The organism is Bacillus thermozeamaize (assembly GCA_002159075.1).
Classification (GTDB): domain Bacteria; phylum Bacillota; class Bacilli; order ZCTH02-B2; family ZCTH02-B2; genus Bacillus_BB; species Bacillus_BB thermozeamaize.
The window spans coordinates 59,113-70,901 of record LZRT01000080.1 but is presented as its reverse complement, the minus strand read 5'-3'; the positions used below and the strand labels follow the sequence as shown (position 1 = coordinate 70,901).

The 11,789-nt window shown below is 55.5% G+C and carries 9 protein-coding genes and 2 pseudogenes; all 11 read left to right on the top strand.

Annotation, left to right across the window (positions count from 1 at the left end):
• The 11 genes and pseudogenes from BAA01_16850 to BAA01_16800 all read left to right on the top strand — a co-directional run bounded on the left by BAA01_16850 (position 1) and on the right by BAA01_16800 (position 11,663).
• Positions 1-539 (top strand): annotated as a pseudogene (locus tag BAA01_16850) (arsenical-resistance protein).
• A 4-nt stretch (positions 540-543) separates the two neighbouring features.
• Positions 544-960: pseudogene (locus BAA01_16845) on the top strand (arsenate reductase (thioredoxin)).
• A 191-nt stretch (positions 961-1,151) separates the two neighbouring features.
• Positions 1,152-1,613 (top strand): hypothetical protein, encoded by a 462-nt coding sequence (locus BAA01_16840; protein OUM87072.1) that lies wholly within the window; start codon positions 1,152-1,154, stop codon positions 1,611-1,613.
• Between the two features lie 102 nt (positions 1,614-1,715).
• Positions 1,716-2,054, top strand: a complete 339-nt coding sequence (locus BAA01_16835) for a hypothetical protein (GenBank protein OUM87071.1) — start codon at positions 1,716-1,718, stop codon at positions 2,052-2,054.
• Positions 2,055-2,649: 595 nt separating this feature from the next.
• Complete coding sequence (locus tag BAA01_16830; GenBank protein ID OUM87077.1) at positions 2,650-4,242, top strand: glutamine-hydrolyzing GMP synthase; 1,593 nt, start codon at positions 2,650-2,652, stop codon at positions 4,240-4,242.
• Between the two features lie 312 nt (positions 4,243-4,554).
• Positions 4,555-4,842: a hypothetical protein gene (locus BAA01_16825; protein OUM87070.1), complete on the top strand. Its 288-nt coding sequence runs from the start codon at positions 4,555-4,557 to the stop codon at positions 4,840-4,842.
• 38 nt (positions 4,843-4,880) lie between these two features.
• A complete protein-coding gene (locus BAA01_16820) occupies positions 4,881-5,597 on the top strand; it encodes a phosphoribosylformylglycinamidine synthase I (GenBank protein OUM87069.1) in 717 nt (238 codons plus the stop codon).
• Positions 5,587-7,848, top strand: coding sequence for a phosphoribosylformylglycinamidine synthase II (locus BAA01_16815; GenBank protein OUM87068.1), 2,262 nt, complete (start codon positions 5,587-5,589; stop codon positions 7,846-7,848). Before BAA01_16820 ends, BAA01_16815 begins: the two co-directional genes overlap by 11 nt.
• A gap of 413 nt (positions 7,849-8,261) precedes the next feature.
• Positions 8,262-9,614 (top strand): type I glutamate--ammonia ligase, encoded by a 1,353-nt coding sequence (locus tag BAA01_16810; GenBank protein ID OUM87076.1) that lies wholly within the window; start codon positions 8,262-8,264, stop codon positions 9,612-9,614.
• Positions 9,615-10,142: 528 nt separating this feature from the next.
• Positions 10,143-10,799 (top strand): antitermination regulator, encoded by a 657-nt coding sequence (locus BAA01_16805; GenBank protein OUM87075.1) that lies wholly within the window; start codon positions 10,143-10,145, stop codon positions 10,797-10,799.
• 225 nt (positions 10,800-11,024) lie between these two features.
• Positions 11,025-11,663 (top strand): imidazole glycerol phosphate synthase, glutamine amidotransferase subunit, encoded by a 639-nt coding sequence (locus tag BAA01_16800; protein ID OUM87067.1) that lies wholly within the window; start codon positions 11,025-11,027, stop codon positions 11,661-11,663.
• The last annotated feature ends 126 nt before the right edge of the window (positions 11,664-11,789 follow it).

Genomic DNA, 11,789 nt, shown 5'->3' with positions numbered 1-11,789 from the left:
GATTGGAAAGCATGGTCATCGAGATCACGATGGCCGAGGTCGCCAAAAGCGTGTTTATCTACCTGGGCATTCCCTTCCTTGCGGGGATGATCACCCGATATGCACTGGTGAAAACCAAGGGGAAAGCCTGGTACGAGCGGGTGTTCATTCCGAAGATCAGCCCGCTGACCTTGGTCGCCCTGCTGTTCACCATCGTGGTCATGTTCTCCCTCAAAGGGGAGGTCATCTTTGAACTGCCCATGGATGTGCTCAGGGTCGCGATCCCGCTTCTCATCTACTTTGTCGTCATGTTTGTGGTGTCGTTTCTGCTCAGCAAAAAAGCGGGAGCAGGCTACCCCGTCTGTACGACGCTTTCCTTTACCGCCGCAAGCAACAATTTTGAACTGGCGATTGCGGTGGCGGTCGGCGTGTTCGGCATTCATTCGGGAGCGACGTTTGTGGCGGTCATCGGCCCGCTGGTGGAAGTGCCCGTGATGCTCGCTCTGGTGAAGCTGTCGCTCTATTTCCAACGCAAATTTTTTACCACGCAAGGAGGCTGACAAAATGGCGGAGAAACCGATCATCTATTTCCTTTGCACAGGCAATTCCTGCCGCAGTCAAATGGCGGAAGGATTCGGGAAAAAATATCTCGGTGACTGTTTTGACGTGTACAGTGCGGGAATCGAGGCCCACGGTCTCAATCCGTATGCGGTCCAAGTAATGCGGGAGGTGGGCATTGACATCTCCAGCCAGACTACCGATGTGATCGATCCCGAGCTGTTAAACAAAGCGGATGTTATGATTACGCTCTGTGGCGACGCCAACGGCCGATGCCCGATGACTCCCCCTCACGTGACCCGCTGGCATTGTGAATTTGACGATCCTGCCAAGGCAACGGGGACGAAGGAAGAAAAACTGGCAGTATTCCGCCGCGTGCGGGACGAGATTGAAGAACGGATCAAACGGTTTTGCGACACAGGGGTTTTGTTTGTGCTTAATCGTGTGAAAAAACGAGCAACAAGAAGAGAAATTGAAAAAATGGATAAACATGGATGTTTGATTTCAATCTGTCTCCATTTTCCGAGGATTGCTCCCAAATTTGCATGTTGAATCCATAGAGGAAACAGATACAATGAAAGTAAAAGGTCAAAGATAGTCAAAGTCAATAATGAATGGAGGGATGTGCGGTGTTTCCGATGTTCTTCAATAGAGACACAACCAAGTCGGTTTCCCGTCCCCATGATGTTTTTGATGCGTTCATGAACGATTTCTTTCAACAACCTTTATTTCCCGCATGGTTTACAGGGAACAAGACCATGCAAGTGGACATCAGGGAAACGGACCGGGAATATATTGTCGAGGCCGATTTGCCGGGTGTAAAAAAAGAGCAAGTGAACCTTGAGTTTCAGCATGACATCTTGACCATTGCGGTGGAACAAAACGAAGAGATCAACCTGGAAAAAGAGGGGTATATTCGAAAAGAAAGACGGAGCGGCAGTTACAAAAGAAGTTTCCATTTTGAAGGTATTGACGAAAACAACATCACGGCAAAATTTGAAAATGGCGTGTTGACGATTGTACTTCCGAAGAAGGATTCGGGTCAACGGAAGAGAAAACGGATACCCATTCAATAAGCAGATTGCTAGACCATCATACCGATGACTCCTGACTCCTGCCGATACGCATGTACAGGTGGGAGTCTGTTTTTTTATCCAGCATTTTGGGGAGGAAACAGCATGTCTTATTTATTGACCGGCATTGCGGGGGTCATCGGCACTTTGCTTCGGGATATTTTAGGCATGTTGGTTCAACAATCGGTTGCACAAACCAGCATCAGCCGGGGAGATCGTTTCCTTCACCACGTTTTCGACCTTCAGTGCGGAAACCGTCTAATTGTTTCGCGAAGGGATGTCGGGAAGCGGCATCGTATATGTGGGCGTAAGCGTGATCGGCGGATTGTTTTTGGCATGGATTGGTATGGCGATGGCGTGTCGAGCCAGAGAAATCAAAATGGGATGTTCATGTTTTTGCAGTTGATTAGCATAAAGGGGACAGTGGAAAGGAAGATATGGTGATTTGAGAAAAGATTTGTGAAGTCATACGAATGTGGTAAGATGTTGCTTAAGCGTTGGATGTTCGAGGAGGTTGCAGGTTGTGTTTAAAATGAATCGGCCGATTCAAACAAAAAAGATGAAGCGAAGCAACATCTCTGAATGGACGCTTCGTCCATTCAAGGAACCAAAAGAACTGCAGATGGCATAATGAAGCTTTAAAGATCATCAACATCTACAAGTAAAATAACCGAGAGGGAATCTGACACACTTGTTTGTTTAGGACTCGTTTTTTTTGTTTACTTGGATTATACATATGGACAGATGCCGTGGAATATACGTTTGGTTTTGATGGTGGCTTCAAAGAATACTTGCGTACATACGGAGAACCCGTGGCAACCAAAAAGAATCGGGCGGCATCATCCGACTTTCTAAATACTGAAAGGGCGGCTTTAAAGTAAATGGGTTGCATAAACATAAAGGGAATTGCAAGCACGAGCGGTTACTTTCGCTCGGCTTTAGATCGCCATTCTCTCCGGTGCACGGGTTGGAGCCGTGCCCTTTTCTTTTGTCCGGAATGAGGCTTGTCTTGACGATGCGTATTGAAAAATCTATAATCATGGCGTTGATGCTGAAGGAGGAATACAAGCTCATGGCCGAGACAGTCCCTGCAACAGAACGAATTGTCATCCTCGATTTTGGCGGCCAGTACAGCCAGTTAATCGCGCGCAGGATACGGGAACTGGGGGTTTACTGCGAAATATGGCCATACACGGTGCCTGCGGAGCGTTTTCGAACGGAATCCGTTCAGGCATTGATCTTATCGGGTGGTCCATCATCCGTATATGATGCCAATGCCCCAAGGTGTGATCATGCCATTTTCCGTCTCAATATCCCGATTCTGGGGATTTGTTACGGGATGCAGCTGATGGCGCTGGCGTTGGGGGGGCAAGTGGAGAAATCCGAACGCGGCGAATATGGCAAGGCGATGCTTAGAATTGCCGATTCGGACTCGCCGCTGTTGGCCGGCTTGGCGAGCCAAACGCAAGTGTGGATGAGCCATAGCGACTCGGTGACTGCGCTGCCGTCCGGATTCAGGACGCTGGCTTCCACGGAAATTACGGATGTGGCGGCCATTGGTGATGACGAGAGACGTTTTTATGGCGTACAGTTCCATCCGGAAGTTGTGCACACGCTGGAAGGAAACCGCCTGTTGGAAAACTTCCTCTACCGGGTGGCCAAGTTGCGGGGGGACTGGAAACCGGAAAACTTTATTGCCACGCAAATTGAAGCGATCCGGCAGGAAGTGGGAGACGGGCGGGCGTTTTGTGCGTTATCCGGCGGGGTCGATTCCGCTGTGGCGGCGGCTCTTGTCCACCGGGCGATTGGTGACCGCCTAACGTGCATCTTTGTCGATCACGGTTTGCTGCGTAAAGGTGAAAGTGAACAAGTGGTCCGGACTTTCCGCGAACTTTTAGGCGTCCCCCTCGTGCATGTCGATGCTTCCGAGCGTTTCCTCAAAATCCTCCAGGGTGTACGGGATCCGGAGGAGAAACGGCATCGGATTGGCCATGAGTTTATCCGGGTGTTTGAAGAAGAAGCCCGCAAATTGGGACCCATCGACTTTCTGGTGCAGGGGACGATTTACCCTGATGTGGTCGAATCGGGGGCCACGCCCGGCGGCCCGACGGCGGTGATCAAAAGCCATCACAATGTGGGCGGTTTGCCTGCTGATCTCCGGTTCCGTCTCGTGGAGCCGTTGCGTTATTTGTTTAAGGATGAGGTGCGGGCTGTGGGCCGTGAACTGGGGCTTCCGGAGGCGAACGTGAAGCGGCATCCGTTCCCGGGACCGGGCTTGGCGATTCGCGTACTGGGTGAAGTGACTCCGGAAAAACTGGCCATTCTCAGAGAAGCGGACGCCATTTATCTGGAGGAGATCCGCAAGGCCGGACTGTACGATGCCATTTGGCAAGCGTTTGCGGTACTCATCGATGTGCGGAGCGTCGGTGTCGTAGGGGACGAAAGGCGGTATGGGTATACCGTTGCCCTCCGCGCGGTTACCAGTGAAGACGGGATGACGGCTGATTTTTACCGGTTCCCCTGGGATTTTCTGGAACGTGTTCAGGGGCGCATCACCAGTGAAGTGCCGGAGATCAGCCGGGTGGTCTATGACATTTCTTCCAAACCGCCGGCCACCATCGAATGGGAGTAGAGTTGACATTTGTCCATTCATCCGGTAGGATGTCGTTGTAAAGCAAGGTTTCGCAAGAGGACAACTGAACAGGTGTGTGAAAGTGTGCCTAGGGTTCCGCGGGCAACGGAGCCTGGACTGGTCCGAGCGGCACAGGCGGCAAGCGATTGTCGATGCTGTCACACCGAGGGGATAAAAGCCCGGGAGGGGAGGTTTCACTGAGGGACCTTCGCCTTTCGGGCATTTTGTTTACCGGCAAACCCCGATGATGGCTCGACAGGTGGCGCTATTTCGGCGGATTTGAAGATCAGTCAAGCAGGGGAGTGAACTGGATTGAGGTTTAAAGCGGAAGTTCGCGTGACATTGCGCCGGGAAGTTCTGGATCCGCAAGGTGCTGCGGTAGAACAGGCGTTACAGGTCATGGGCCATGAACGGGTGGCCAATGTGCGGGTTGGAAAGCTGATTGAGCTCTGGCTGGAGGCTTCGACGCCGGAAGCGGCGCAGGCGGAGGCGGAGGAAATCGCGCAAAGGCTTTTGGCCAATCCTGTATTGGAAACTTTTCAGGTATCTGTGGAAGAGGCGCGGGACTGGCCGGTTCAACCATCGTCAGTGAAGCGGTGACGGGACGGCGAAAGCGGGAAAAAAGAGGGGTGAATCATATGGCAAGGTTTGGGGTTCTGCAGTTTCCCGGCACCAACTGCGACATGGATATGTTGCGGGTGCTCCGCGAGCTGTTTCATCAGGAAGCCGAGCTGGTGTGGCACCGGGAGCGGGATTTGTCCGGTTACGACGTCATTATATTGCCTGGGGGATTTTCATATGGGGATTATTTGCGCGCCGGTTCCCTGGCCCGCTGGTCGCCGGTCATCGAGGCGGTTGCCGATGCGGCAGCCAAAGGACGTCTGATTTTGGGCATTTGCAACGGGTTCCAGATTTTGACCGAAGCGGGGCTTTTGCCTGGCGCATTGCAACGGAATCGTCATCTCCGTTACGTTTGCGACTGGACGTACCTTCGCGTCGAACGGGACGACACCCCTTTTACGTCGGCGTATCAGAAGGGTCAGGTGTTGCGCATTCCCATTTCCCATGGAGAAGGGAATTTCTATGCCGATGCGTCCACCCTGGATGAGATAGAAAAGAACGGGCAAGTGGTCTTGCGTTATGTAACCCCGGCAGGAGAGGTTAGAGAAGAAGCAAATCCGAACGGTTCGCTGCATCATATCGCCGGGATCATCAACAAGCAGGGAAATGTGATGGGACTGATGCCCCATCCCGAACGGGCATGCGAGAAAATATTGGGTTCGGAGGACGGGTGCGGCATGTTTGCTTCGATGATTCAGCTTTTGACCGAAGGGAGGGTCGGTCATGCCCGCTAATTCCGCCCCGTGGGCCGTGTTGGGATTGACGGAATTTGAATATGAAAAGATCTGTTCCGACCTCGGACAGGAGCCGAACGAGACGGTCTTGCGCATGTATGGGGTCATGTGGTCCGAACACTGTGCATACAAGCACTCCAAGCCGGCGCTGCGGCGCCTGCCCACGAAAGGGCCGCACGTGCTGCAAGGTCCAGGAGAAAATGCCGGCGTGGTCGACCTGGGGGACGGACTGGCGCTGGCTTTCAAGATCGAATCCCATAACCACCCGTCGGCCATCGAACCTTTTCAAGGTGCAGCCACGGCGGTGGGCGGCATTTTGCGTGACGTGATCGCCATGGGGGCGCGGCCCATTGCGCTGCTCGATTCGCTGCGCTTTGGCTGGCCGGATGACCCAAGACAGCGGTATTTGCTGTCCGGAGTTGTGTCGGGGATCGGCCATTACGGGAACAGCATGGGCATTCCGACGGTCGGGGGAGAACTGTATTTTGATCCCGCATACAGCGGAAATTGCCTGGTGAACAGTATGTGTGTGGGCCTGGTGCGGCGGGACGAGATTCGGCGCGCGACAGCCAGCGGCGCGGGCAACCTGCTGCTGGTCGTGGGTGCCCGGACAGGACGGGACGGCATCGGAGGCGCTTCTTTTGCCTCGCAAGAGCTTTCCGAGGCGTCGGAAGAAGACCGTCCGGCGGTGCAGGTGGGCGATCCGTTCCTCGAAAAACTGCTCATGGAAGCGATGCAAGAACTTTTCCAAGCAGGCGGCGTCGTGGGGGTGCAAGACTGCGGCGCGGGCGGGCTCACGTCTGCTTGCGTGGAGATGGCCAACAGGGGCGGCGTCGGTGTGGAAATCGACGTGCTGCAAGTTCCCCGCCGGGAAGAGGGCATGCTGCCTTGGGAAGTCATGTTGTCCGAATCTCAGGAGCGGATGGTCGTCTGTATGGAACGGGGCCGCGAAGAAGAGGCCTTCCGGATATTCCGCAAATGGGGCCTGGAGGCGGCAGTGATCGGCAAGGTGACGGAGGACGGCATGTTGCGGATCAAGGAAGGGGAAAACGTGGTGGCGGAAGTGCCGGTCCGCTCGTTGGCTGATGGGGCACCGGAATATGCTCCGCCGGCACGGGAACCGGAGTATCTGCAGCAGGTGCGGGATTTCGATTTTACCAGCCTTCCCGAACCGGACGATTACGGAGAAGTGCTGAAAAAACTGATGAGTTCCCCCAACATCGCCAGCCGCAAATGGGTATACTCGCAATACGACCATCACATTCTTCTGGGAACGGTGGTCGCGCCCGGCGGAGACGCGGCGTTGCTGCGTGTGCCGGGAATGAATCAAGGCATTGCCGTCAAAATCGACGGTAATGGCAGGTATTGTTATTTGAATCCCCGGAGGGGCGCAGCCATCGCGGTTGCGGAGGCGGCGCGGAATGTGGCCTGTGTCGGCGCCAAGCCGCAGGCGATTACCAATAACCTCAATTTTGGCAATCCGGAGAAGCCAGACGTGTATTGGCAGTTTGTGGAGGCCATCGAGGGGATGTCCGAGGCGTGCCGTGCGCTGGGCACGCCCGTTACCGGCGGCAATGTGTCCTTCTACAACGAGTTCGAAGGCCAGCCGGTCTACCCCACGCCCACCATCGGGATGGTGGGGATTTCGCCGAATGTGGAACGCCATGTCACGCCGGGATTCAAGCGGGCAGGCGATGTGATCGCCCTGCTTGGCCAGCCAGAGGGGGCGCATTTGGGCGGAAGCGAGTATTGCTGGTTCATCCATGGTGTGGTGGCAGGTGATGCCCCCGAACTTGACCTGGATCTGGAGCGCAGACTTCAAGCGTGTGTGCTGGATGCCATCCACCAGGGGATCGCCACCGCCGCCCACGATGTGGCTGAAGGGGGCCTTGCTGTGGCCCTCGCGGAAATGTGCGTGCAGGCGGCAGCGGGCGCTGAGGGGTGTCTGGTGAGCGTTCCCCTTGGCCCCGGGAGGGTGGACGGTCAACTTTTTGGTGAAACGCAGTCCCGTATTTTGGTCACTGCAGGTCGTGATGATGTGGAGCGGTTGCAGGCGCTGGCGCTGGCACACGGTGTGCCTCTCCGTATTTTAGGTGAAGTGGCCGACGATGGCCGGTTCCGTCTGGATATCCTGCAGCCGACGCGGGAAGAAGAAAAGAACCAACGGCGGGTGCTCATCGATCTGCCAGTTGAGGATCTGCGGCGGGAGTGGAAGGAGGGGCTGGAGCGGTGGTTGGTTCCAAAAAGCTGAGCCACCGCCTCACACCTTGATGTGGTCCGTCAGTTGTGACGTTTTCGCGCATGAAGGCTATTGCTATGGATGTGTTTTGCCAAATGCCAAATGCTGCAACATGAAGATCCCCTTTTCTTTCAGTAAACCTTTTCGTTCAGTAAATTTATACCTGCGTGATCGCGGTCTATTGACACCATCGGCAAAGTTACGTATACTAGTGGCATGGGCAATGGCGCCCCCGCGATTTACAGATCGCGGGGGCGTTTCCATTTTTCCGAATCTAAATGATTCTTATGGCTCTGGCCTGTGATGCCGGTGAGTTCGGGTTTAGAACCCTATTTTATCCTTCGGCTCTCGGCCGGAAGGAGGAACAGCCGTCGGCAGTCGGGGCCTGGAGCCGAAGCAACGATGTGACGGGAGGAGAAAAGCGCATGACAGCCATGAAACCTGACGCCATCAAGAAAGCTGAAGACATCAAAGCGGCGATTCGTGACATGAACATCGGCACCATCAGCCTGCAGTTCACCGACATCTTAGGCACGGTCAAGCACGTGGAGATCCCTGCAGAGCAGATCGATAAGGCACTGGCAGGCGAAATGATGTTCGACGGTTCGTCCATTGAGGGGTTTGTCCGCATCGAGGAATCGGACATGTACTTGTCGCCTGACCCCGACACCTTCGTGATCCTTCCCTGGAAGACCCGTGAGGGCCGGCGGACCGCTCGTTTGATCTGCGACGTCTATAACCCTGACGGCACTCCCTTCGAAGGTGATCCCCGCTATGTACTTAAGCGTGCGGCAGCCGAAGCGGCCGAGATGGGTTACTCCATGAACGTGGGGCCGGAACCGGAGTTTTTCCTGTTCAAGCGTTCAGAGGCCGAGCAGGCACAGCCGGCGAGCATGGACCGCGCTGGTTATTTTGACCTGGCGCCGGTGGACATGGATGAGGAAGTGCGGGCGGAAATTGTTCTCACTTTGCAAGAGATGGGTTTCGAGATCGAGGCTGCACACCATGAAGTGGCGCCGTCCCAGCACGAGATCGATTTTAAATACGCGGACGCCATCACTACGGCAGATAACATTGCCACTTTCCGCTTTGTGGTACGTACCATCGCCCTGAAGCACGGACTTCATGCCACCTTCATGCCGAAACCGCTCTACGGTGAGAATGGTTCAGGCATGCATCTGCACCTGTCGCTCTTCCGCAACAACGAGAACGCTTTTTACGACCCTGAAACGCCGGATCAACTGAGCATCGTCGCGAAACAGTTTATCGCCGGGCTCATCGAACACGCGCAGGCGATCACGGCAGTGACAAACCCGCTGGTAAACTCATACAAACGGCTCGTCCCAGGGCATGAGGCGCCAATCTACGTGACCTGGGCTCACCGCAACCGCAGCCCCATGATCCGTATTCCAGCCAAGCGAAAGCTCAGCACGCGGATTGAGCTTCGTTCGCCCGATCCCTCAGCCAACCCTTACCTGGCTCTTGCCGTCGCGCTGAAGGCGGGGTTGGATGGGATCAAGCGCGGCCTGATGCCGCCCGAGCCTGTGGAAGGGAACATCTACCGGATGACCGCTGCCGAGCGGGAGGAACGGGGCATTGCCAGCCTGCCGGGTTCACTGGCGGAAGCCATTCAGGCTCTCGAGCAAGATGCGGTGATCCTTGATGCGCTTGGTCCCCATGTGGCTTCCCGTTACCTGGAAGCGAAGAAAATCGAGTGGGAGGTTTACCGGACCCAGATTACGCCGTGGGAGCTGCAGGAGTACCTGATGAAGTATTGAGATGAGGTGTTGAGAAAGAGCAAAACACGTTGGAACGGTTTGCGGCCATCTGCGGGGGAACGTCGATGGCCGTCGGCCGGCGATGCTGGGCGGGGAGGCCGGTACCAGGAACCCATTACGGGGGGCATCCAGGTGCCGGCTCGCTCGTTTGCAGTTTCTGTAACACGATGATCGCAGCACTGATCGAAGTCGCATCCGGTGTCTGCGCAGGCAGTCTGAACATATTGATTGACCTGAGTGTAGGCAATGGTAAACGAGACAGGGATCCGCTGTTCATTGTCTAGGCGCTTGAATGGGATTCTGACAGCCGTTATTTCAAAAGATGTTTGAGAAATGGTGGCCCCGGATCCTGGCCGTCAACATTGTGGTTCTAAGATGTAAATTGCACATGTGCCATCGACTGTGGCCAGCGATTGGACTGCTCCCGCGAACAGGACCAAAGGATCAGGAACCTTCTGGGCGGTCATCAGGAAGGAGAGCTGGTTTGCCATGCGGATTGCCATAGGGGACAAAGGTAGGGGAATCCCGATGAACCAATTGGAAGTCGTGGCACTTGGTTTTGATTCCTCCGATCCCGCTGCCCGTCTGCCGCGGGGATTGGTGGAGACGGGGTGGCCTATTCTCATACAGTTGGAGTGGCCCTCTGATGATTGGTTCACCCATCAGGAAGCGGATCTGTTTGTCTTACGGGTGGCTGGGGTCGAACATGTGGCCGAACGCACGCGGACCCTGGGCCGCCTGACGGGGCGGCCGGTGCTTTGGATCAGTGAACCGTGCATTTCCAAGATGGGCAAGCCTGGGAGTGAAGGCGGCGGGGACGGGTTGGGGCGCTCCGGCGGGCCGGCCAGTGAACCCGAGAATCTTTGGGTGCACTTGGACTCCGAGGACTGGCCCGCCTGGACCGTACTCTCCCAGGACGTTCCTCGCTGGCAAGTGGTTGCTGTCTGCCGGTCTCTGGTCACGACGGCCGAGCGACTGCGTACGGCCAGGCAGGAAATGGAGGAGGCGGTCCGCAAGCTGGAGGATCGCAAACTCATCGAGCGGGCCAAGGGTATTCTCATGGATCGTTTTGACCTGTCCGAATCGGTGGCTTACAAGAGGTTAAGGGATACCGCCATGCGGCAGCGAAAGCCGCTGCGCGAGATTGCTCAGAGTATTATCGAATATGCTTCTCATGATCAATAGCCTTCTTTCCATTGCCTTATCTCCGCAAATTTGCCCCGGTAACCCTGCAAAAAGTTGTCCTGGAGGAACGAGGGTACCACGTTCCCCCATATCCAGGGATCCGCTTTTCGTTGCCTAGGCGATGAACGGTCTGTTTGATTGCTGCTCCAAAAAGGATTTGCCAAGAAACTGGCCCCAGATCCTGGCCTTTGAGATTGAGCTTCTAGGAAGGAGAGCTAGTTAGCAATGCGCATTGCCATTGTAGATACAGGCCTTGGGAACCTTCGCAGTGTGCAAAAGGCGCTCATGCGGCTCGGGGCCGATGCTTGCTTGACCATTTCGCCGGAGGAACTGATGTTTGCCGCAGGTGTCGTCCTGCCGGGCGTCGGAGCGTTTCCTGCCGCCATGGAATACCTCCAGCGCCACGGTCTGGTGGAGTGCCTGCGAGAGTTGGCGGCACGACAGACACCTCTTCTTGGCATCTGCCTGGGGATGCAGCTATTCTTCGATAGCAGCGAAGAATGGCAACCGACCCCGGGCCTGGGGCTTCTGCCCGGACAGGTGACCCGCCTGCCGGATGCGGTCAAGCTGCCCCATATTGGTTGGAATCAGGTGGTGCCACGCATCCCGCATCCCATCTGCGAGGGATTGGAAGCGGGGATTTGGTGCTATTTTGTCCACTCCTTCGCGGTCGAAGCGCAGGACCCGAATGACGTGATCGCTGTGACCGAGTATGGCCGCGCATTTCCCTCCATTGTAGCTCACGGAAACGTGGTGGGAATGCAGTTCCACCCGGAAAAGTCTTCGGCGGCAGGGCTTCAACTCCTGGGAAATTGGCTGCGCATGGTGAAGGCGTGGCGCCAGGAGGCATCGCTTTCGTCATGATGGCATGTACAGAATGATGCTTGTACAATAGCTGGACAAGGCGGTGGCCGTGAACGCAAGACCAAAGGGAACGCGTTGATGGTTCCGGTGGAGGTAGAGATGGTTCCAGTGGAGGTAGAACAGACC